General features: G+C 73.5%; 20 protein-coding genes. 8 read left to right on the top strand and 12 right to left on the bottom strand.

The annotated features are described in order from the left end of the window. Genes HN031_RS05980 through HN031_RS05965 form a run of 4 tightly spaced genes read left to right on the top strand, consistent with a single transcriptional unit; the run spans position 1 to position 5458 of the window. Positions 1-963, top strand: a complete 963-nt coding sequence (locus HN031_RS05980; protein WP_172267633.1) for an NAD(P)-dependent oxidoreductase — start codon at positions 1-3, stop codon at positions 961-963. A gap of 2 nt (positions 964-965) precedes the next feature. Then, on the top strand, positions 966-2213 hold the full coding sequence (locus HN031_RS05975) for a Xaa-Pro peptidase family protein (protein ID WP_172267631.1): 1248 nt from the start codon (positions 966-968) through the stop codon (positions 2211-2213). A gap of 47 nt (positions 2214-2260) precedes the next feature. Further along, positions 2261-3721, top strand: coding sequence for an NAD-dependent succinate-semialdehyde dehydrogenase (locus HN031_RS05970; protein ID WP_172267629.1), 1461 nt, complete (start codon positions 2261-2263; stop codon positions 3719-3721). Positions 3722-3748: 27 nt separating this feature from the next. Further along, positions 3749-5458 carry a DEAD/DEAH box helicase family protein gene (locus tag HN031_RS05965; RefSeq protein ID WP_216652056.1) on the top strand — a complete coding sequence of 570 codons (1710 nt, stop codon included), beginning with the start codon at positions 3749-3751 and terminating at the stop codon, positions 5456-5458. Between the two features lie 6 nt (positions 5459-5464). Here the strand turns inward: HN031_RS05965 and HN031_RS05960 are convergent, their stop codons facing one another. Beyond that, on the bottom strand, positions 5465-5959 hold the full coding sequence (locus tag HN031_RS05960; protein WP_172267627.1) for a hypothetical protein: 495 nt from the start codon (positions 5957-5959) through the stop codon (positions 5465-5467). A gap of 131 nt (positions 5960-6090) precedes the next feature. Here HN031_RS05960 and HN031_RS05955 point away from each other — a divergent pair, with 131 nt between their 5' ends. Then, entirely contained in the window at positions 6091-6609 is a 519-nt protein-coding gene (locus HN031_RS05955) for a GNAT family N-acetyltransferase (protein ID WP_172267625.1), read from the top strand. On the opposite strand, the gene HN031_RS05950 is transcribed toward HN031_RS05955, so the two are convergent. The 10 genes from HN031_RS05950 to HN031_RS05905 form a co-directional block, all read right to left on the bottom strand. Beyond that, a complete protein-coding gene (locus HN031_RS05950; RefSeq protein WP_172267622.1) occupies positions 6606-8039 on the bottom strand; it encodes a hypothetical protein in 1434 nt (477 codons plus the stop codon). The two genes, HN031_RS05955 and HN031_RS05950, sit on opposite strands and share 4 nt — an antisense overlap. Positions 8040-8114: 75 nt before the next feature. Next, entirely contained in the window at positions 8115-8840 is a 726-nt protein-coding gene (locus HN031_RS05945) for a fumarylacetoacetate hydrolase family protein (RefSeq protein WP_172267619.1), read from the bottom strand. Beyond that, positions 8837-9268 carry a cupin domain-containing protein gene (locus tag HN031_RS05940; protein WP_172267616.1) on the bottom strand — a complete coding sequence of 144 codons (432 nt, stop codon included), beginning with the start codon at positions 9266-9268 and terminating at the stop codon, positions 8837-8839. Before HN031_RS05940 ends, HN031_RS05945 begins: the two co-directional genes overlap by 4 nt. Continuing rightward, positions 9265-10161 (bottom strand): NAD(P)-dependent oxidoreductase, encoded by an 897-nt coding sequence (locus HN031_RS05935; protein WP_172267613.1) that lies wholly within the window; start codon positions 10159-10161, stop codon positions 9265-9267. Before HN031_RS05935 ends, HN031_RS05940 begins: the two co-directional genes overlap by 4 nt. A 29-nt stretch (positions 10162-10190) precedes the next feature. Further along, complete coding sequence (locus tag HN031_RS05930) at positions 10191-11114, bottom strand: S9 family peptidase (protein WP_172267610.1); 924 nt, start codon at positions 11112-11114, stop codon at positions 10191-10193. Next, entirely contained in the window at positions 11111-11755 is a 645-nt protein-coding gene (locus tag HN031_RS05925) for a carboxymuconolactone decarboxylase family protein (protein WP_172267607.1), read from the bottom strand. The genes HN031_RS05930 and HN031_RS05925 overlap by 4 nt, the downstream gene beginning before the upstream one ends. A gap of 14 nt (positions 11756-11769) precedes the next feature. Continuing rightward, on the bottom strand, positions 11770-13803 hold the full coding sequence (locus HN031_RS05920) for a molybdopterin cofactor-binding domain-containing protein (protein WP_172267604.1): 2034 nt from the start codon (positions 13801-13803) through the stop codon (positions 11770-11772). Next, on the bottom strand, positions 13800-14261 hold the full coding sequence (locus HN031_RS05915) for a (2Fe-2S)-binding protein (protein WP_172267601.1): 462 nt from the start codon (positions 14259-14261) through the stop codon (positions 13800-13802). Before HN031_RS05915 ends, HN031_RS05920 begins: the two co-directional genes overlap by 4 nt. Further along, entirely contained in the window at positions 14258-14923 is a 666-nt protein-coding gene (locus HN031_RS05910) for a GntR family transcriptional regulator (protein ID WP_172267598.1), read from the bottom strand. The genes HN031_RS05915 and HN031_RS05910 overlap by 4 nt, the downstream gene beginning before the upstream one ends. Next, positions 14920-15426: a VOC family protein gene (locus HN031_RS05905; protein ID WP_172267595.1), complete on the bottom strand. Its 507-nt coding sequence runs from the start codon at positions 15424-15426 to the stop codon at positions 14920-14922. Before HN031_RS05905 ends, HN031_RS05910 begins: the two co-directional genes overlap by 4 nt. Before the next feature lie 135 nt (positions 15427-15561). Between HN031_RS05905 and HN031_RS05900 the strand changes: the two genes are divergently transcribed. From HN031_RS05900 to HN031_RS05890, 3 genes are read left to right on the top strand one after another with little or no spacing between them, the layout of a single operon-like run. Further along, a complete protein-coding gene (locus tag HN031_RS05900) occupies positions 15562-17742 on the top strand; it encodes a thiamine pyrophosphate-dependent enzyme (protein ID WP_172267592.1) in 2181 nt (726 codons plus the stop codon). A gap of 1 nt (position 17743) precedes the next feature. Next, positions 17744-19108, top strand: a complete 1365-nt coding sequence (locus HN031_RS05895; RefSeq protein WP_172267589.1) for a dihydrolipoamide acetyltransferase family protein — start codon at positions 17744-17746, stop codon at positions 19106-19108. 43 nt (positions 19109-19151) lie between these two features. Next, complete coding sequence (locus HN031_RS05890) at positions 19152-20621, top strand: amidohydrolase family protein (protein WP_172267586.1); 1470 nt, start codon at positions 19152-19154, stop codon at positions 20619-20621. A gap of 22 nt (positions 20622-20643) precedes the next feature. Here the strand turns inward: HN031_RS05890 and HN031_RS05885 are convergent, their stop codons facing one another. Further along, entirely contained in the window at positions 20644-22203 is a 1560-nt protein-coding gene (locus HN031_RS05885; RefSeq protein ID WP_172267583.1) for an NAD(P)/FAD-dependent oxidoreductase, read from the bottom strand. Between the last annotated feature and the right edge of the window lie 40 nt (positions 22204-22243).

The raw sequence follows: 22243 nt of genomic DNA, 5'->3' as shown, positions 1-22243 counted from the left end.
ATGAACACCACCGACGCCCACACGCCCGGATCCCTGCGGGTCGGCTGGATCGGCGCGGGCCGCATGGGTGCCGCCATGGCCTCCCGCCTGGCACGGGCCGGCGAGGACGTCACCGTCTGGAACCGCACCCGTGCCAAGGCCGAGGCGCTCACCGAGCACGGCTGCGCGGTCGCCGACACGATCGCGGACCTCCGCGGCCTCGACGTGGTCTTCACCATGGTCTCGACGCCGGCCGACCTCGTGCAGGTGCTCACCGGCCCGGACGGCCTGCTGGCCGACCCGGACCGGGTGCCGGGGTGCGTCGTCGACTGCTCCACGGTCTCGACCGAGTCGTCGGCCGCGATGCGCGCCGCCTGCGACGAGCGCGGCGTCGCCTTCCTCGCCTCGCCGGTGAGCGGCAACGGCAAGGTGGTGCGCGCCGGCGGACTGAGCCTGGTGGTGTCCGGCCCCGAGGAGACCTACGAGCGCGTCGCCCCGCTGCTCGACCACCTCGGCAAGGGCGCGACGTACGTCGGCGAGGGCGAGCTGGCGCGGCTGGCGAAGATCTGCCACAACGTGATGCTCGGCGTCGTCACCCAGAACCTCGCCGAGATCACCGTGCTCGCCGAGAAGGGCGGCATGTCGCGGTCCGCGTTCCTCGAGTTCCTCAACAAGTCGGTGATGGGCTCGGTCTTCACGACCTACAAGAGCCCGGCGTTCGTCCACCTCGACTACACGCCGACCTTCACGCCGATCCTGCTGCGCAAGGACTTCGACCTCGGCTTCGCCGCCGCCCACGAGCTCGACGTGCCGATGCCGGTCGCCGCCGCCGCGGCCGCCGCCGTGCAGGGCACCGTCAGCAGCGGGAGGGTCGAGGAGGACTTCGCCATCCTGCTCGACCAGCAGGCGATGCTCTCCGGGTTGACGTTGAAGCCTGAGGACGCCTTCGTCGACGACGGCCTCTCCGCAGCGGACGAGGCCTGAGGATGAGCACGGGGGCGCGCCCGCTGTCGGCGCCGGGGCACATGGGCGTCGACTACGAGGAGCGCGTCGACTTCGACCGGCTCCGGAGGTATCGCATCGCGCGGGCGCGCGAGGCCCTCGACACGAGCGAGTGCGGGGCGTTCCTGCTCTTCGACTTCTACAACATCCGCTACACCACGCAGACGTGGATCGGTGGTGCGCTCGGCGACAAGATGATCCGCTACGCACTGCTGGCCCGCGGCAAGGACCCGGTCCTGTGGGACTTCGGGTCCGCGGTCAAGCACCACAAGATCTACTCGCAGTGGGTGCCGGAGGAGAACTACCGCGCCGGCTTCCTCGGGTTCCGGGGGGCCGTCGCGCCGTCCGTCGGGCTGATGGTCGACGCGGTCGCCGAGATCAAGTCGCTGCTGGTCGAGGCCGGCGTGGCCGACATGCCGGTCGGCATGGACATCGTCGAGCCGCCGTTCCTCTTCGAGATGCAGCGGCAGGGCCTCACGGTCGTCGACGCGCAGCAGCTGATGCTCGACGCCCGCTGCATCAAGAGCGGCGACGAGATCATGCTGCTCAACCAGGCGGCCGCGATGGTTGACGGCGTCTACCAGGACATCACCGAGGCGCTGAAGCCCGGCGTGCGTGAGAACGAGATCGTCGCGCTCGCCAACAAGCGGCTCTACGAGATGGGCTCCGACCAGGTCGAGGCCGTGAACGCCATCTCCGGCGAGCGGTGCAACCCGCACCCCCACAACTTCACCGACCGGCTGGTCCGGCCAGGCGACCAGGCGTTCTTCGACATCATCCACTCCTTCAACGGCTACCGCACCTGCTACTACCGCACCTTCGCCGTGGGCAGCTCGACGCCGGCCCAGCGCGACGCGTACGCCCGCGCGCGGGAGTGGATGGACCGCGGCATCGACGGCATCGCGGCCGGCGTCGGCACGGACGAGGTCGCCGCGCTGCTGCCGAAGGCGGAGGAGTTCGGCTTCGGCAGCGAGATGGAGGCCTTCGGCCTGCAGTTCGCCCACGGCCTCGGGCTCGGCCTCCACGAGCGCCCGATCATCTCGCGGCTCAACTCGATGAAGGAGCCGGTCGAGCTCCGGGTCGGCATGGTCTTCGCGCTCGAGACCTACTGCCCCGCCTCCGACGGCTTCTCAGCGGCCCGGATCGAGGAGGAGGTCGTCATCACCGAGGACGGCCCCCGCATCCTCACGCTGTTCCCGGCGCAGGAGCTCTTCGTCACCAACCCCTACTGATCCTCTCCGGCCGATCCTGCCCTGCCGATCCTCCGAAAGGCCTCCTCGTGGCTGACTTCTCGCTCTCCTCCGTCCCCGACCTGCCGCTCGACCTCTGGGTGGGCGGCGTCGAGCGCGCCGCCTCCGACGGCGGGCGCTTCGACGTCCTCGACCCCGCGACGGGGAAGGTCGTCGCGTCGGTGGCCAACGGCACGGTCGACGACGCGATGGCGTGCGTGGAGGCGGCCGACGCGGCTGCCGCGTCGTGGGCCGCGACCGCGCCGCGCGAGCGAGCCGAGATCCTCCGCAGGGCGTTCGAGCTGATGACCGAGCGCGCCGACGAGATCGCCCACCTGATCTCGCTGGAGAACGGCAAGGCGCTGCCCGACGCGCGCGGCGAGACGGCGTACGCGGCCGAGTTCTTCCGCTGGTACGCCGAGGAGGCGGTGCGCGCCTCGGGCACCGTGATGACCGCCCCGTCGGGCGCCAACCGGATCCTGGTGCTGCAGCAGCCCGTCGGCATCGCCGTGCTGGTGACCCCGTGGAACTTCCCGGCCGCGATGGCGACGCGCAAGATCGGGCCGGCACTGGCCGCCGGGTGCACGGTGATCCTCAAGCCCGCCTCGGACACGCCCCTCACGGCCCTGCTGATGGCGAAGGTCCTCGCCGACGCCGGGGTGCCGGAGGGCGTGGTGTCGGTGCTGCCGGCGCGGCGCTCGGGCGCCGTCGTCTCGGCGATGGTGCACGACCCGCGGGTGCGCAAGCTGTCCTTCACCGGCTCGACCGAGGTGGGCCGGGTGCTGCTCAAGGAGGCGGCCGACCAGGTCGTGAACTGCTCGATGGAGCTCGGCGGCAACGCGCCGTTCCTGGTCTTCGAGGACGCCGACCTGGACGCCGCGATCGACGGCGCGATGATCGCCAAGATGCGCAACGCCGGCGAGGCCTGCACCGCGGCCAACCGGTTCTACATCCACGCCGACGTCGCCGAGGAGTTCAGCAGCCGCCTCGCCGAGCGGATGAGGGCCCTCACCGTCGGTCCGGGCACAGCCGACGACACCCAGGTCGGACCGCTGGTCAACGAGGAGTCGGCCGCCAAGGTCGACGAGCTCGTCAGGGGCGCCGTGTCGGCGGGAGCGCGCGTCGTGCTCGGGGGCGAGCGCCCCGACCGCGAGGGCTTCTACTACTCACCGACCGTCCTGCTCGACGTCCCCCGCGGCGCGGACATCCTGGGCGAGGAGATCTTCGGCCCGGTCGCCCCGGTGCTGACCTTCACCGACGAGGACGACGCGATCGCGATGGCCAACGACACGGAGTACGGCCTGGTCTCCTACGTCTACACCCGTGACCTGGCCCGCGGCCTCCGCGTCAGCGAGCGCCTCGACGCCGGCATGGTCGGGCTCAACCGCGGCCTCGTCTCCGACCCCGCCGCGCCGTTCGGCGGCACGAAGCAGTCCGGGATCGGTCGGGAGGGCGGGCACGAGGGGATGCTCGACTACATGGAGAGCAAGTACGTCGCCGTGAGCTGGTGAGGGCGACGGGCCCGGTAGCGTCCGGGCGTGGCCAGTCGTCGACGTTCCGGTGCACGTCGACGCACCGCCTCCGCGCCGGCCCCGCCGCCGACCGCCGGGCCGGGTGAGCGCATCTGGGTGCTCGACGTCCCCTACGGGACACAGGTCGACGGCGCCACCTGGCACCCGGCCGTCAGGACCCACCTCCACGTCGGCCGCACCCTGCCCGAGCACCTGGCGCCATATGCCCCGGGGCCGCACACCCTCGGGCGGTTCATCGAGAACCACCTCAACCCCGACCACCCCGCGCCCGTCCCCGAGCCGGCCGAGGAGCTCGAGCCCCGGCGGATCCAGTTCGAGGCGGCCGACGCGATCGCGGCACGCGCCCTGGCGGGCGGACGGCAGTTCCTGCTCGCCGACGAGCCGGGCGTGGGCAAGACGATCGCCGCGGTCCTCGGGGCGGTGGCGGTCGGCGACCTCCGCGGCGCGCGACGCGTGCTCGTCGTGGCCGACCGGCCCGCCGCGATCACGATCGGCCACTGGTGCCGCACGATCGCGGCGCTGGGGGACGGCGGCCTGGAGTGGGTGGTGATCACGTGGGACCGGCTGGAGAAGGTCAAGGACCACACGTGGGACGTGATCATCGCGGACGAGGCGCACGCCCTGCGGCGTACGACGACCAAGCGGTGGAAGCTGTGGGTGCGGGTCTCCGGACACGGCCGGCCGCACGACGAGGCCCCGTTCGTCATCGCCACCACCGCGACGCCCGGGCACACGCCGTTCGAGCTGCCCTACCTGGCCCCGGCCTACGCACAGGCGCTGGGCGAGCCGATGAAGGCCTGGACCTCGACGACCCGACCCGGGCAGGCCTTCGCCGACGCGCTCGAGCGGCACGGCGTCGGCGTGGAGCAGGGACGCCACGGCGCCTCGTGGACCACTGACCCGGCGCGACGCGCCGCCGACCTCGGGCTCGTGCGCGGCTGGCTCGAGGACGAGCGGCCCCCGGCGATGCTGCACCGGGCAGCGCCGTGGGGGCCGGTGCCGATCTCGGGCATGCCCGTCGCGCTGACGCCGGCCGAGCGGGAGGCGTACGAGGCGGAGTGGGGCGAGTTCTGCCGGGAGATGGACCTCGCCCGGCGTGGCCGCAACGTCGCCCGGGGGCGGGCCGCCCTCCTGCGGTTCCGCCAGAAGGCCGGACTGATCCGCGTCGACTCGACGGTCGCCTGGATCACCCAGCAGGTCGAGAGCGAGCGGCAGGTCGCGTGCTCGGTCGAGTTCGTCGCGACCGCTGCCGACCCGATCGCCGACAGGCTGCGCGACTCGGGGATCCAGGTCGCCACCATCTACGGCCGCGGCCGGTTCGACCCGGAGGCCGAGCGACTGCGGTTCCAGACCGGGCAGGCGAAGGTCTGCGTCTTCACCACGGTCGCCTCGATCAGCCTGCACGCCGGCGAGACGCTCGCCGACGGCCGCCGCGCCAGCACGGAGCCGCGGGTCGGGGTCTTCCACCAGGCCCGCTTCTCGGGCATCGCCGGACGGCAGGTGACGGGTCGTACGCACCGCGACCACCAGGTCTCGCCGTGGCACATCGCCTACGCCGAGGGCACCGTGGAGGAGCAGGTCGGCAAGGTCATGGTGGAGCGGATCGCCGCGGCCTCCGACACCGTGGGCGGCGACACCAGCGGCCTCGTGGACGTCGCCGAGCTCCTCGGAGCCGACTGGCTCCCCGTCACGACCCTGACCGAGGACGGCGCCTGACGGCGGCTAGGTCCTGCCGTTCGCGCCGAGGTCGACGCAGATCTCGCCGGACACGGTCTCCGTGAAGCGCCCTGCCGGGTCCAGCAGGTCCTGCACGCCGGCGAGGGTGAGCGTGCCGGTGGCTCCCTCGAGCTTGCCGCTGGCCCCGCTCACATCGCCCGACGCACGGAACTCGCCGGTCGTCAGGTCGAGCGTGCCGTCGAGGTCGACCGACAGTGTCGCTCGGTTGGTGGTGAAGGTGATGTCACCGGCGAAGACGATCCCGGTCGGTGTGGCCCCGACGACCTGGAACGCAGCCTCCGTCGTGCCCTGCAGCAGGCCCCCGCCGCGGATCTGCGCCACGGTCCGGATCAGGCCCGGGGGATCGCCTGCCTGCGGAGCCGCACCCTGGCCCGCGCCGGTCGCGGTGATCTGGTGGCACGACACCGCGGCCGTCGCCGGTCCGACCCGGACCAGCACCAGCAGGGGCAGCAGCACGGCCAGGACAGCAGTACGTCGCATGGGTTCGCCCTCCCCGACGCCAGTGGGCTCGCCCTCGCTGGCTCCATCCAACCTAGCGAGGCGGCGGGGGGCGTCAAGGGTGGTGAGCGGGTGGTCCGCTCCGGCCGACGGGTGCGTGCGAAGGTCTTCGGGTGTTGTTGCCACGACTCGATGGCCCGCGCCTGACGTTGCGCCCTGCCAGGGTCGACGACCTCGAGTTCTTCGCCGACCTGAACAGCGACGCGGAGGTGATGGCGCACGTCTCGGGTCGCGCTGCCTCCCGGTCGGACACGGTCGAGGAATGGACACGACGGGTGGGTGAGCGCTCGGATCGCGCCGCCGGTCTCGGCTACTGGGTCGGTTCGGCCGATGGCCGAGCGATCGGCCGGTGGGGACTGGGCCGCACCGAGTCCGATCCTCGTGCGGCTGAGCTCGGGTTCCGTCTCCGACGTGAGCACTGGCGCAAGGGATTCGGCGCGGAAGGCGCTCGCATGCTGCTGGCCCACGCATTCACCGACCTGGCCGTGACTCGTGTGTGGGCGGGGACCGTCACCGCGAACATCGCCTCGAGGAGAACGCTGGAGGCTGTGGGACTGGAGCAGGTCGACGAACCATCCCCGGGCGTGCTCACCTTTGAGGTGACGCGGTCCCAGTGGCGTGAGCGGGCCTAGCCCGGATAGATGTCCACCCCGGCCGGAGCCTCGAGGATCATCCGGGCCTTCTCGGGGTGGATCCGGTGGGTGCCCGTGTGGTCGACGAGGAAGCCGAGCCCGTGCGGGGTCAGCCAGACGTAGCGTCCCTCGCCGCACTGGCGCGACCGGTAGCCCGCGTGGGTCTTGCAGCGGTGGTGCCGTCGGCCGAGCGGGCCGGAGTTGTGGGAGCCGGTCTGGTCCGGCGGGGGTTCTCGGCCGTCGCCGTGGTCGAACGGCGTGGGATGGTCGAGGTCGACGTTGCGGCTGGTCGACGTGGCGTAGGGCCAGTAGTCGCCGCCCGCGACGAGGTGGACCTGGTCGCGGAGCGACTCGGGGTGCTCGTAGGCGGTGTGGCGGACCCGGTCGGAGAGGTCCTTGACCGGCTGGATCCTCAGGTCCACCCGCGCGAGGAGCTCGGCGAGCCGACCGAAGGTGACCGGACCGAGTCCCTCGACTCGAGCCACCCCGTCGCGACCGTGGAGGGCGGCTTCGTGGAGGTGGACGTGGAGCACGCCCTTCGGCGCCAGGGGAGTCAGGTCGATCTCGCGCAGTGCGTCGAGGAGGTCGGCGGGGAACGCCAGGGCACGCGGCAGGACGGGCTCCGGGTCGAGCTCCGGGTCGAGCTCACCGTCCGGCGCAGCGGTGTGCTCGAGGAGGAGCGTCATCAGCTCGGCCGGACGGGCCAGCCACGCGACGGCGAGGGCGCGGAGCTCATCGGGGTGCGCCTCGGGGTGGAGCGGCTCGATGACCTCCGCGACCCGGCGGACCGTGGCCTCGACGGCAGCCGCGTCGCCGGCGTCGAGGCGGGCGATCAGCATCCTCAGGCCGAGCTCGTCCGTGCGGCCGAGGTGGACGAAGCGGCGGCGTCGCTCGGCCTCCGACCGCTCGTCGTGCAGGTCGGGGTCGGCCTCGATGACGTTGGCCTCCGCGACCTCGAGCACGCGCCCTGCGGACTCCGTGGCGATCATCCGCGACATGGCGGAGTCGACGAGGCCGACGCGGTCGGCGCCCAGGTGGCGCGACAGCTTGGCGATCCGACGCGCCACCCATGGCTCGCACTCCCCGCGACGGCACACCGCCCAGGTGAGCGGCAGGCGGTGCTGCAGGTCGAGCACGTCGGCGAGCGCGTGGCGCGACGCCATCACGCCGGTGCCGCGGGCGAGGGCGATCTCGCCGAGGCAGAAGTCCTGCACCCCGGGGGTGCCGTCTCCGCCGACCTGGACCAGCACGTTGCCCAGCCGACGGGCCGTCGCGCCGTCCGGTCCCTCGGTCGGGTCGCTCGAGTGGACGGCGGCCCACTGGGCGAGCACCTCGAGGTCACGCACCTCCGCCTGCCGGCGAGCGTGCACGGCCTCGGTCGCCAGGGCGAGCAGGCCCGTGACATCGAGGTCGGGCAGCGTGTCGATCATGTGTTCGATTCTACCGCTCGCCACCGACACCCGGAATGCCTGTGGACGCCGGGTGGCTCGCGATCTTTGCGCAGGTCAGCGGCCTGGCGGTAGTGCCTCAGCAACCGCCGACGAGCCACCGCCGACGAGCTCCACCCCGACCTCCCCGAGCCCGGGCGCGACGACCGACCACGAGCCGCCACCGCTGACGTCGATCGGAGGCACCACCGACCCGGTGATCACCACGTCCCCGGCACCCAGGCCGGCACCGCACGCAGCCAGCGTCGAGGCGGCGGACGCCAGGATCGACCCCAGCGAGCCGGTGAGCTCGAAGGGAGTGGACGTCGACGCGACCGCGACCCCGTCTCGCAGGACGGAGAAGGACAGGTCCTCAGGGAGCAGAGGGACGACAGGACCGAGCAGGACGTGCCGGTGGTAGATGTTGCCGCCCAGCACCTCCTCGATGTCCGCGGGCGCGAACGACAGGTCGGCCAGCTCGATCGCGACCGACCACGCGGACACGGCGGCGAGCGCCTCCGACGCCGAGGCGGTCGACGCCACGGGGGAGCCGAGGTGCGCGGCCACCTCCGCCTCCAGCAACGGCTTCGTCCACCCGGACACCGGGACAGAGGAGTCGGAGGCGAGCAGCCGGTCGCTCGTCAGGCACCCGACCAGCGGCCGGTCGGTGCCGAGCGTGGACAACGCCGCCGGCGCCCCGAAGCCGAGCTTCCACCCGAGCGACTCCGCCCCCGCGGCCAGCGCGGCAGCACGCCGCGCCAGCATCCGCGTCGTACCGGCCGCGATCCGCGGGTCGAGGCTCACGAGGGGTCGTCGAACTCGTCGTCCGGACCCGGCATCCCGTAGCCCGCGGCGGCCAGCGAGCCGGCGCCGCTCCAGCCCCAGATGAGCAGCACGTCCTCGTCGCCGGTGTTGACGAACCCGTGGTAGTTGCCGCGCGGGGTGAAGATGACGTCGCCCGCCTGCGACGGCTCGCGCCCGGAGTTGGTGTGGATCTCGCCGCGCCCCGACATCACCACCAGGAACTCGTCGGCGTCGGTGTGCAGGTGGCGGTCGTGGCGGGCGCCGGGCGGCAGCACCGTCCGACCGACGGTGAGGCCGTCGGAGCCACCGCGCTCGGAGTTGATGAGGTACTGCACCTGCATGTCGACCCACCCCTCCTCCTCGCGCAGGCCCTGCTCGAGGGGGACGTCGTCGACGGTGGTGCGGAACGGGGGCTTCGGGTCGGTCACGGGATCTCCACTCCTGCGGCTCGGCGGTAGACGTCAGCGACGCTGACGAGGAAGTCACGGTCGGCGAGGTCGCTGCTGCGCGCCGCGCTGAGCATCTCGCTGGTGGCCGAGCAGGTCGGCAGCATCACGCCGAGCTTGCGGCCGAGCTCCTGGGCCAGGACGAGGTCCTTCTGCTGCAGCTCGACGTCGGCGTAGACGGTGTCGTCGTCGACCAGCAGGGGAGCGCGGTAGCCGATGACAGGTGAGGCGATCACGCTCTTGAGCGCGGCGTCGACCACCGCGGCCCGGTCGACGCCGGCCTTCTCGACCAGCGTCACCGCCTCCGCGAAGGCCGTCACCGAGACCACGAGCGAGAGGTTGATCGCGACCTTGGTGAGGATCGCGTGGCCGTTGGGGCCGATGTAGGTGACCTTCGGCCCGATCGCGTGCAGCAGCGCCTCGACGTGGTCGTACGCCGACCGCTCGCCGCCGACCATGACCGACATCTGCCCCGCCGCCAGCGTGGCCGGCGAGCCCGAGACCGGGGTGTCGAGGTAGCGGGCGCCGGTCGCGGCGACCTCCTCGGCCAGCGCGACGCTGCGCTCCGGCGCGATCGTGCTCAGGTCGGCCCACACCTTGCCGGCGGCGAGGCCGGCGAGCAGGCCGTCGTCGCCGTGCGCGGCGCCCTCGACGGCCGCGGTGTTGGTGAGCATGGTGAACACGACGTCGCACTGCGCCGCGACCTCGCGGGGCGTGTCGGCCCAGCCCATGCCGGCGTCCAGCAGGTCCTGCGCCTTGCTCCGCGTGCGGTTCCAGCCGACCACGGTGTGGCCGGCGCCCATGATCCGCCGGGCGATGCCCGAGCCCATGGCGCCGAGCCCCACGAACCCCACGCGTCCGATGTCGTCGTACATGCCTCGCTCCTCTCGTGCCGGCCGGCCGGTCACCTGCTGTGCCTGTCCAGGAAGTCGACGACCACGGCGAGCGCCTCGCGCTGCACATCGTCGACCCGTGCCACCCCGTCGGCATCCGACTCGGGGTAGATGTAGCCGTGCACGTCGTGCGACCACGACCGCCACTCGACGTCGTCGCGCTTCTCGGCGAGCAGCTCGTAGGTCAGCCGGAAGACGCCCTGCAGCTCGTCCTCGTCGCGGCCGAGCACCAGCACCGGGATGTCCACCGCGTCCAGCCGCGCCGACACCGCGTCGGGGTCGGCGATGCGGTCGCGGGCCCGGTCGGTGCTGCGGATCTCCATGCGCTCGATGTCGCGCAGGCCGCCGTCGCTCGTCACCGTCGGCACGTCGTCGAGGCGCAGGGTGAGCAGCTCGTGCGAGGCGGGCTCGGCCGCGACTCCGGCGCGCAGCAGTCCGGGGTGCTGCGACAGCAGCTTGAGGAGCATCTCGCCGGCGTGGCTCACGCCGAGGTGGAACAGCCGGTCGGCGTCGATCGCCGGGTGGATGGCGACGTGACGCAGGATCGCCACCTCGTCCTCGTACTCCAGCGGCGCACGGTTCAGCAGCCCCATCCCCTGCCGCACGGTGCTGCGCAGCGGTCCGCCGGTCTGGTAGCCGAGCTCGACCTCGGTCCGGTAGCGGACCCACGCGCAGGCGTAGCCCGCCTCGAGCAACACGTCCGTCACGTGGCGGAAGCGGTGCACGCGGTCGCGGAGCCACCCCATCCCGCCGCCGCCGTTGCCGTAGGCCACCAGCACGAACGGGTGGGGCCCGGGGCCGTCGGGCAGCCGGAGCGCGTACGGCGCGTAGAGCCCGTCGAGCGTCTCGGCGAGCAGGTAGTGCGCCGGGCTGTCCGACCCGGCGAGCGGTTCGACCAGGACGGGCGCGAGCGGGTCCCAGCTGGCGGCGCTCACCGGGTCGCGCCCGGGGCGCCGGCCGCCCAGTAGTCCTCCTTGGCCTTGGAGGCCGCCAGGGCCTCGGCGTCCTCGAAGCCGGGAGCCATCGAGGCCGACGTGCCGGCCATGTACTGGTGGTGGTCGACGTCGAGCAGCCGGATCCAGCTCTGCTGGCCGAAGGTCAGCGCGATCACGCAGCCGAGCTCCACCAGCTCGTCCTCGCTGAAGTGGGCGTGCAGCCGGTCCCACAGCCCGTCACGGTCGTCCTCGTTCCAGGCGATCGCCTGCGCGTAGGCGAGCGCGGCCTTCTGCCGGTCGTCGAACCGGTCGGAGGACTCGAAGTTGAGCAGGTCGTCGTACTGCCCCTCCTGCAGGCCCTGCTGGCTGCCCTTGACCGAGCGCTGGTTGCCGCAGAACTCGCAGGTGACCGTGCGGGAGATGTAGACCCGGCACAGCTCCTTGACTGCGTGGTCGACGACGCCGTTGCGGAACATCGTCTCCCAGGGCTCGGCGAAGGCCCAGAACGCCGCGGGCACGTGGGCGCGGATGGCGTTGGTCTCCGGGCGCGGCGTCCCCTCGCGGGCGCTGCGGTCCATCTCGGCCTGCATGCGTGGGTCCATGTCGTCGTAGGCGACGTAGGAGATGCGGGGCGTGCTCATGGTGGCTCCTCGGGTCAGTCGGACTGGTCGATGGCGCGGACGATGGCGGCCGCGTCGAGGGGGAGGTCGCGCACGCGGACGCCGAGCGCGCGGTGGACAGCGTTCGCGATGGCGGCGGACGTGGGTCCCTGGGCCGCCTCGCCGGCGCCCGTCGAGGGCGCGTCGCTGTCGACGAGGTGGACCGAGACCTCGGGCGCCTCGGAGAACCGCAGGACCGGGTACGCCTCCCAGTCGGTGCCGAGCAGGCGGCGGCGGTCGAAGGGCATCCGCTCCTTGAGCGTCCACGACGTCGCCTGGGTCGCGCCGCCCTCGAGCTGGTTGCGCGCACCGTCGGGGCTGACCACGCGACCGACGTCGGCGACGACCAGCAGGCGGGTCACGACGACCTCGCCGGTGACCTCGACGTCGGCGACGACGGCGCAGTAGGCACCGCGGTCCTTGTAGCGGGCCCAGCCCAGGCCGCGACCGGTGTCCTCGGGCAGCGCCTCGTCCCATCCCGCGAGCCGCGCCGCCTCGGCCACCACGTGCCGGGCGCGCGGGTCGGTGAGGTGGTCGAGCCTGAACGAGACCGGGTCGACGCCGGCCGCGTCGGCGAGCTCGTCCATGAAGGACTCGATGGCGAAGACGTTGAGGTGGGCGCCGAGCGCGCGCATCGCCGAGGTGCGCAGCGCCGAGTCGGTCTTGCGGTGGCCGACCACCCGGCGAGGTCCGACGTCGTAGCCCGGCACCGCGTTGCGGGTCGTCCCGCCGCCCGCGGCCGACGGCGGGTCGGTCGCCGGCGGCAGCGGCACCGGCCGGGCGAGGTCGCCGCCAGCGAGCAGGCCCGGGTTGCCGGCGTAGCCGGGCCGCGCGGTGTGGCCCTGGCTCCACACGTCGTAGGACCAGCCGGTGATGCGCCGGCCGTCGAGGCGGGCCCGCACCGTCGCCGTCATCGCCGGCGCCAGCGGTCCCCAGGTGAGCTCGTCGGGCCGCGTCCAGCGCAGCAGCACCGGGCGCCCGGGCACGGCCCGGGCCAGCAGCACCGCGTCAAGGGCCGCGTCGTCCGCGGCGTTGTGGCCGTAGCACCCGGCGTTCTCGACGTGCTCGACCACCACCGTCGCCGGGACGAGGTCGAGGGTGGCGGCGATCGCGTCCCGCAGGCCGTGGATCCCCTGGCTGTGCGACCAGACGTGGACGCCGTCCTCGCCCCACACGGCCATCCCGGCGCTCGGGGCGATCGAGGCGTGCACCAGGAACGGCCGGGAGTACGACGCCTCGACGACCGCAGCCGCCCCCTCGGCGCCGGTGCCGGGAGCGCCCGGCTCGTCGAGCACCGGCACCTCCTCGTGCGTGCCGGACCGGAGCCAGGCGGGCAGGTCGTCGGTGGCGGGCAGCAGGTCGCGCTCGTCCCACGTGGCCTCGCGCCGCAGCAGCTCCAGCGCCCGGTCGACGTCGGCCTCGCGCTCGCCGACCACGCCCACGAACGAGCCGTCCCGCACCAGGCTCGCCCCGGGCGCAGTCCAGTCGTCCGGGAGGGACCGCAGCACGGCGCCCACCGACGGCGGGCGGAGGACGCGGCCGTGGAGCAGGCCCGCGGGCCGCAGGTCGGTGAGGAAGCGCGGCCGGCCGAGCACCTTGTCGGGCAGGTCGGTGCGGGGCGCGCTCCTCCCGACCTCCAGGGCGCGACCGGGCGCGAGCGGCTCGACGGTGGTGAGGTCGAGCTCCGGGTCGAGGGCCGCGATGCGTGCGACGTACGCCTCGGTCGGCGACGGCGGGCCGGCGAGCGCGCGCACCGCCCCACCGACGTGGGCCAGCGCGGGGCCCGTCTGCAGCACCGACAGGCTGCCGGCCGTGAGCCCCTGGTCGGGCCCGAGGGCGGTGTGCGGGGCGATCACCCGCACCGCCTCGAGGGGGAGCGCGAGGGCGTCCGCGGCGAGCTGGGCGAGCGCGGTGGCGATCCCCTGGCCGAGCTCGGCCTTGCCGGTCCGCACCTCCACCACCCCGTCGCGCACCGCCACCCAGCTCCCCAGCCGGGGGTTCGTGACGACGTGGGGAGGCAGGTCGGTCACGCTGACGGCCCCCGGGCTGCGAGGACCGCGTCGACGATCCGGCGGTGGGCGCCGCAGCGGCACAGGTTGCCGTCGAGCGCCTCCGCGACGCGCGCGGCGTCGGGGTGTGGCTCCTCGTCGAGGAGGGCGGCGGCCCGCACGACGATGCCGGAGATGCAGAAGCCGCACTGGGCGGCCTGGCGGGCGAGGATCTCGCGCTGGACCGGGTGGGGTCCGCCGTCGTCGCCCGTGAGGCCCTCGACGGTGGTGACCGACCTGCCCTCGGCCTGCCACACCGGGGTCTGGCACGAGGGCACGACGACGTCGTCGAGCCGCACGTGGCACGCCCCGCACAGGCCCTGGCCGCACCCGAACCGGGTGCCGACGAGCCCGAGGTCGTCGCGCAGCACCGTCAGGAGCGGGGTGTCCGGGTCGCCGCCGACCTCGACGGGGGAGCCGTTGACCGCGAACGCCGTCACCCGAAGACCTCCGGGTGGTGCGAGAGCTCGATGCGCGTACGCCGGATGTGCCCGCCGAGGAAGCGCTCGCCGTCGTCGGGGTCGCGGCGCACGACGGCGTCGAGGATCAGCCGGTGCTCGGAGTTGACCACCCACATCCGGCTGCGACCGCCGAGCGCGACGTAGGCGCGTCGGTGGTGCTGGGTGGAGTTCCACAGCCGCGTCACGCTGGTCATCAGCGGGTCGAGGTGGCAGCCGGAGTAGGTGAGCATGTGGAACTCGCGGTCGAGGTCGAGGAACTTCTCGAGGTCCTCGTTGTCCTCGATCCGACGCTGCAGCTCCTCGAGCTGGGCGTGGTCGTCCGGGCCCAGCCGGGGCATGCTCTCGGCAAGGGCCAGCGGCTCGAGCCGCTCGCGCATCCGGTAGACCACGTCGACCTCGTGCTGCGACAGGCGCGGCACGCGGGCGCCCTTGCGGGCCTCGTGCTCGGTGAGGCCCTCGGCCTCGAGCATCCGCAGCGCCTCCCGCACCGGCAGCCGGCTCGCGCCGAGGCGCTCGGCGATGTCCTCCTGGCGGATCCGGTCGCCCGGCTTCAGCTCGCCGCTCAGGATCGCCTCGCGGAGGTAGGCCGCGACGCGGGTGCTGCCGATGTCGGTGCTGGGGGTCCCGCTCGTCTCGCTCATGGACGCGGATTCTCCCGGTCGAAGCGCTTGCCCTGCGGCGCCGACACCAGCTCCATCTGCATCCCCCACGGGGCGAGGAAGTAGATCCAGCGGTTGCCCTCGGCCGGGCCGCGGCTCGCGGTCGGCCCGTCGAGGACCTCGATGCCCGCCCCGCGGAGGTGGTCGACTGCGGCGTCGAGGTCGTCGACGTACAGGGCGACGTGGTGCCCGCCCACGTCGCTGTTGCGCGGCACGTGCGTGCGCTGGTCGGGGGAGGAGTAGTGGAAGACCTCGAGCAGCGTCTCGCCGCCGAGCCGGAACCATCGGTTCTCGACCATCACCGCGTCCGGGTGGACGGCCAGGTGGCGCGTCATCCAGTCGTCCCCCTCGTCGGGGTGCGAGAAGGGCCCGAGGGAGTAGAGGAACTCGCAGCCGAGGACGTCCACGAGGAACCGGTGGGCCTGCTCGAGGTCGGGCACGGTGAAGCCCAGGTGGTCGATCCGACGCAGTCCTGGCAACGGCACGCACGGCCTCCTTGGATCCCAAACGGCTTCTGCGCCAGCAAAGCACGCAGGCCGGTGTGGTGTCCATCACTCACACCTCTAGATTTTGGATCCAAACTTGTGCCACAGTGACGGCGCCCGTCACGAAGGAGTGTCATGCCCCAGCACCGTCAGCTCACGCCCGCGGCCCCGTGGGTCGAGGTCGTCGTCTCCGACGAGGACTGGGACGGTGCCGACCCGGCGCTGCTGCGGACGTTCCTCGCCCAGCTGGTCTGGATCCGCGCCTTCGAGCAGCACGTCCTCGACCTCTCGGGCGCGGGGCTGATCCACGGCCCCGCCCACTCGAGCATCGGGCAGGAGGGCGGCGCCGTCGGCTCCGTGCTCGCCCTCACCAGCCGGGACTCGGTCAACGGCTCCCACCGCGGACACCACCAGTTCCTCGCCAAGGCGCTGCACCACGTCGAGCCCGACGGCATGGACCCGCTCGCGGGGCCGTCGGACGCGGTCCGCGACGTGCTGCTGCGCACCCTCGCCGAGATCGCCGGCCTCGACCGCGGCTGGAGCCACGGCCGCGGCGGCTCGATGCACCTGCAGTGGAAGGCCGCCGGCGCCATGGGCACCAACGCCATCGTCGGCGGCGGCGTCCCGCAGGCGGCCGGGTTCGCCTTCGCCCACCAGCGTGCCGGCACCGACGCGGTCTCGGTCACCTACTTCGGCGACGGCGCGGTCAACATCGGGTCCACGCTCGAGACCATGAACCTCGCCGGCGCCTGGGCGCTGCCGGTGTGCTTCTTCATCGAGAACAACCGCTATGCCGTGTCGACCTCCGTGGAGGAGGCGACCGCCGAGCCGCGGCTGTCGGCGCGCGGCCTCGGCTTCAACCTGGCGTCCTGGAAGGTCGACGGGCAGGACCCCCTCGCGGTCCACCTCGCCATGTCCGAGGCCGTCGAGCACATGCGGGCCGGCCGCGGCTCGACAGTGGTCGAGGTCGACACCTACCGCTTCTTCCACCAGAACGGCGGCTTCGCGGGCAGCGCCTTCGGCTACCGCGACAAGGAGGAGGAGAAGGAGTGGCGCCGGCGCGACCCGCTGACGATCACGTCCGCCCACCTCGAGCGGCTCGGCCTGCTCGGCGAGGGCGACGCCGACCGCGCGCTCGCCCAGGCGCGGGCCGTGATGGAGGAGATCAGTGAGGTCCTGCTCGAGCCCGTGCCGGGCGGCAAGCCCGGCCAGCGCCGGATCCGTGCGGAGGAGTGGCCGGACCCCGCCTGGGTCGACGTCGGTGTCCGCGGCGACCTCAGCGAGATGGACGACGCCCGCGTCGTCCCGGCCGAGGGCCACGCGGTCCCCGTGCAGGAGATGAAGCTCGTCGAGTCCATCGCCGCCGTGCTCGGGCGCCGGATGGAGACCGACGAGGGCGTGGTCGTCATGGGTGAGGACGTGCACCGGCTCAACGGCGGCACCAACGGCGCCACCCGCGGCCTCGCGGAGCGCTTCCCCGACCGCATCCTCGGCACGCCCATCAGCGAGAACGCCTTCACCGGGCTGGCCTGCGGCGTCGCCCTCGACGGGCGGTTCACGCCGGTCGTGGAGTTCATGTACGCCGACTTCATGTGGGTGGCCGCCGACCAGCTGTTCAACCAGGTGGCGCGGGCCCGGCACATGTACGGCGGAGACGGCCCCGTCCCCCTCGTCCTGCGCAGCAAGGTGGCGATGGGCACGGGCTACGGCTCCCAGCACTCGATGGACCCCGCCGGGATCCTCGCCACGTCCGCCGGCTGGCGCATCGTGGCGCCGACCACGCCCTACGACTACGTCGGGCTGATGAACACCGCGCTCCGCTGCCAGGACCCGGTCGTCGTGCTCGAGCACGTCGACCTCTACAACGCCGTCGGTCCCGGCCCGGTGGACGACCTCGACTACTGCCTGCCCGTCGGCAAGGCGGCGATCCGCCGCGAGGGCAAGGACGCCACGATTCTCACCTACCTCGGGATGGTGCCCTTCGTGCTCGAGGCCGTCGAGGAGTTCGCCGAGGTCGACGCCGAGGTCATCGACCTGCGGTGGCTCGACCGCGCCAGCATCGACTGGGACACGATCGAGGCGAGCATCACCAAGACCAACCAGGTGATGATCGCCGAGCAGGGCGCGGTCGGCACGTCGTACGGCGGGTGGCTGGCCGACGAGATCCACCGGCGCTTCTTCGACCTGCTCGACGCCCCCGTGCGCCGCGTCACCGGCGCCGAGGCCTCGCCGAGCATCAGCAAGGTGCTCGAGCGCGCGGCGATCGCCCAGAAGGACGAGGTCATCGCCGAGCTCACCGAGATCGCGAGGTACTGAGGTGCCCCGGGTGCTGCGGATGCCGAGCGTCTCCGCCAACGCCACCGAGGCCGTCCTGGCCGAGTGGCTGGTGGCCGAGGCCGTCGACTTCGACGCCGCCGACGCGCTGGCGACCGTCGAGACCGACAAGGCACTCGTCGACATCGAGGCCGACGCCCCGGGCGTGGTCCTCACGACGCTGGTGGCGGCCGGGGCGCAGGTCGAGGTGGGCGCCCCGATCGCCGTCCTCGGCACACCCGGCGAGCGGGTCGACGACCTGCCCGCGCTGCTGCGTGAGCTGGGGGTCGGCGACCCGGCCGACCAGGCCGCGCAGCCCGAGCCGGTCGACCAGGCCGAGCAGGTCGAGCGGGCGGAGCCCGACGTCGACCCCGGGTCCGGCAGCCCGATCACCGAGGAGGCCCCGGTCGAGCCGCCCGTGCCGGCCGCCCCGCCCGTGCCGCCGAGCACCCCGGCTCCGTCCCGTCGCGGCGGTCGGGTCTTCGCCAGCCCGCTCGCGCGCAAGATCGCCCGCGACGCGGGCCTGGGCATCGACGACATCCCCGGCACCGGCCCCAAGCAGCGGATCCTGCGCCGCGACGTCGAGGCCGCCCTGGCCGCGCGCAGTGCCGCTCCCGTAGCGGCACCCGTCGCTGCACCCGTCGCTCCTGCTGCGCCGGCGCCCGTGCCGGCGCCGACCGACGCCGGCTACGAGGACGTCCCGCACACCCGGCTGCGTCGTGCCGTCGCCGAGCGCCTCGCCTCGAGCAAGCAGGACGCCCCGCACTTCTACGTCCGCACCACCATCCGCGCCGAGCGGCTGCTCGCGCTGCGGGCCGAGCTCAACGAGGCCCTCGACGGCGAGGTGAAGGTGTCGGTCAACGACCTGGTCGTCAAGGCGGTGGCCATCGCCCACCAGCGGGTGCCCGACCTTAACGTCACCTGGCGCGACGACGCCGTACGCCGGTGGCAGCGCGCCGATGTCGCCGTCGCCGTCGCCACCGACCGCGGCCTCCTCACGCCGGTGGTGCGTGACGTCGGCTCCCTGTCGGTCTCCGCGCTGGCGTCCGGCGTGCGCGAGCTCGCCGACCGCGCGCGACGAGGGCGGCTGCGGCAGGACGAGCTCGAGGGCGGGTCGATCACCGTGACCAACCTCGGCATGTTCGGCGTGGAGGAGTTCGCCGCGATCATCAACCCGCCCCACGCCGCGATCCTCGCGGTGGGCGCCGTGCGGGACGAGCCGGTCGTCGAGGACGGCCGCGTCGTCCCCGGCTCGGTGATGAGCCTGACCCTCTCGGTCGACCACCGGCCCGTCGACGGCGTCGTCGCCGCGCGCTGGCTGGCGGAGCTGACCGCGTTGCTGGAGCGCCCCGTGCGGCTCCTCGCCTGACGACGGCGCCGACCGGCGCCCGGGGTCCCCAGGAGGACACCAGATGGACGACATGCAGGACGACAAGCAGGACGAGAACCAGAGGACCGGCATCAACCGGCGCTCGATGCTGGGCGGCGCTGCGGCGGCCGCCGGGGCGCTCGGGGCCGCCGCGGTGGCCTCGCCCGCCGCGGCCGGGCGCGGGCGCGGGTCGCACCCCGACCACGGGCACGACCACGGCCGGGGTCCGCGCGAGTACGTCCTCACCGGTGGCTACGTCGTGTCGATGGACCCGACGGTCGGCGACCTCGACGGCGGGGACGTGCACGTCAAGGACGGCCGCATCGTCGCGGTCGGACGCGGCCTCCGTGCCCGGGGCAGCCGCATCGACGCGCGCGGCATGGTCGTCATGCCCGGCCTCGTCGACACCCACTGGCACCTGTGGACCACGCTGTTCAGGTCCATGGCCAGCTCGTCGCCCGCGACGGCCTACTTCGCCCTCAACGTCGCCAACGGCGTGCGTGCGCTGCCCTCGGACCTCTACCAGGGAGCGCGCCTCGCGCTGGTCGACGCCCTCAACACCGGGGTCACGACCGTCAACGACTGGTCGCACAACATCCGCACGCCCGACCACGCGGACGCCAACCTGCAGGCCCACCGCGAGGTCGGCCTGCGCGGCCGGTTCTCCTACGGGACCCCGCAGGGCTACCCCGGCACGTCGGTGATCGACCTGGCCGACATCGCCCGCGTGCAGCGCGAGTGGTTCGACAGCGGACGCGTGCCGCTCATGCACCTCGGCCTGGCCGGGCGGCCGCCGGGGCTCGTCGGTGAGGCCGTCTTCCGCCCCGAGTACGACGCGGCGCGCGGCCTGGGACTCCCGGTGAGCTACCACGCGAACTCCACGCGCGCCCAGGGCGCGCTGCAGATGGTGCGGCAGCTGGCCGAGCAGGACATGCTCGGCCCGGACACGCAGCTGATCCACGCGCTCTACACCACCCCGGAGGAGCGGGCGGCGATCCGCGACTCGGGTGCCAGCGTGAGCATCTCGCCGATGTCGGAGCTCCTCATCGGCTACGGCATCTCGCCCGTGAAGGACATGGTCGACAGCGGCGTGCTGCTGACGCTCTCGGTCGACACCCTGTCGCTGGTGGGGTCGGCCGACATGTGGGCGGTGATGCGCCTGACGACGGGCCTGCACCGCGGCGTCGCCGAGCAGGAGCTGTCCATCAACACGCGCCGGGTGCTCCAGATGGCGACCATCGACGGCGCCCGCAGCCTCGGCCTCGGCGACGTCACCGGCTCGCTGACCCCGGGCAAGCGGGCCGACGTCGTCATGGTCCGGCGCCACGACGTCGCCACGGCGCCGGTCATCGACGTCGCCAACACCCTCGCGCTCGCGGCGGGAGCGGAGAACGTCGACACCGTCATCGTCGACGGACGGTTCCGCAAGCGCGGTGGCCGGCTGCTCGACGTCGACACCGAGCGGGTGGTGCGCAGCACCGAGCAGGCGATCGCGGCGCTGCTGGCCCGCTGACCATCCCCCGCGGGGAGTCGGCTCAGGCGGGGCCCATCACGTCGAGGGGGTCCCGCCCCAGGGCGGTCAGGACGGTCCGTGCCGCGTTGCGGCCGGGCCGTCCTGACACCGACCCGCCGGGGTGCGTGGTCGAGCCGGTGAGGAAGAGGCCCTCGATGCCCGTGTCGTAGCGGGGCCACCCCGGCAGCACCGCGTCACCGAGGAGGAACTCGCCGCCGTGGCACGAGCCGCCGAGGTTCTGCGGGTTGTGCGCGGCGACGTCGGGAGGTGACTCGGTCCGCACGGACAGGACGTCCGCGTCGGCCAGGCCGCCGGTCCGCCGGCGGACGAGGTCGACGAGGGCTGCGCCGTGCTCGTCACGGGTGTCCGCCCACGAGCGACCGTCGGCGCGCTGCCACGGCGCCATCGTGAGGATCTTGAACGTGCCCCCGGTGCCGGCCACCCGCCCGGGGTCGACCACGGTCTGGTTCACGACCAGCAGCCACGGGTCGTCGGCGTCGACCTCGCCCGCGGCGCACCGGTCGAGGTGGCGCGCCATGCCGTCGGTGGTGCCGAGGCCCGCTGCGGCGCTGGCGATCCCGGCGTCGCCGTACGAGAGGTCGCCGCGGAGGGCGGCGTGGACGGCCAGCACGCTGAGTCCCGGCCGCCAGGTGTCGCGCGCCTCGACGAGGTCGGGCGTCGGTGCCGCGCCGACCACCTGGTCGGCCACCCGGGCGAGGTGGCCACCGGCGACGACGGCGCGGTCCGCGGCCACCGTCCGCCCGCCGACGCGGACGCCGGTGATGCGGCGCCCGTCGCTGACGTAGCCGTCCACGGGGGAGGAGCAGAGCACCCGACCGCCGTGGGCGACGACCACGCGGGCCAGCGCGTCGGGCAGCGCCTGGCTGCCGCCGACGGGCGTGGACCAGCCGTGGTCGAGCCGGCCGACGGCCAGCGAGGACGGCAGGAAGCCCGTGCCCCGCCGACGGGGGTCCTGGATCGTGGCCATCGCCAGCCACAGCACGAACGAGCGCACGACCGGGTGCACGTAGGTCTCGTGGACGACGTCCCAGGCGCTGCGGGCGCGGAGCGCGACGTACGCCGCGGTGGTGGCGTCGTCGGGCTGCGCCAGCGCGGAGCTCCACCTGCCGTGCGCCGCGCCCAGGCCGCCGCGCCACGTCGCCACCATCTCCGCGAACGCGCGCGCGTCCCGCGAGGAGAACCGGGCCAGCTCGTCGCACGTCGCCTCCAGGTCCGGTCGCATCACCAGCACGTCGCCGTCCGGCTGCGGCATCACGACGGCCGGGTCCGTCGTCAGGTAGCGCAGTCCCTGGTCGGCGACGAGCCCCAGCTCGTCGTCGCGGACGAGGGGGTTGTTCTGGATCAGCACGTGGGCGCTGCTGCACGAGTCGTGGGCGAATCCGGGCAGCGTCAGCTCCTCGGTGCGGGTGTTGCCGCCGATGCCGGGCGAGGCCTCCAGCACCAGCACCTCGAGACCGGCGCGGGCGAGATAGGCCGCCGCGACCAGCGAGTTGTGACCGGCACCGACCACCACCACCTCGGCGCGCGCGGGCAGGTCGTCCGGGACGGGCTCCAGCACCATGTCGCTCTCCTCTCGGTCGGCTCAGGCTGACAGGGGCCAC

The sequence above is a fragment of the Nocardioides sp. zg-1308 genome (genome assembly GCF_013155375.1).
GTDB classification, from domain to species: Bacteria; Actinomycetota; Actinomycetes; order Propionibacteriales; family Nocardioidaceae; genus Nocardioides; species Nocardioides renjunii.
Note: the sequence above shows the minus strand (reverse complement) of the source record. Positions and strands in the feature narration are given on the sequence as shown.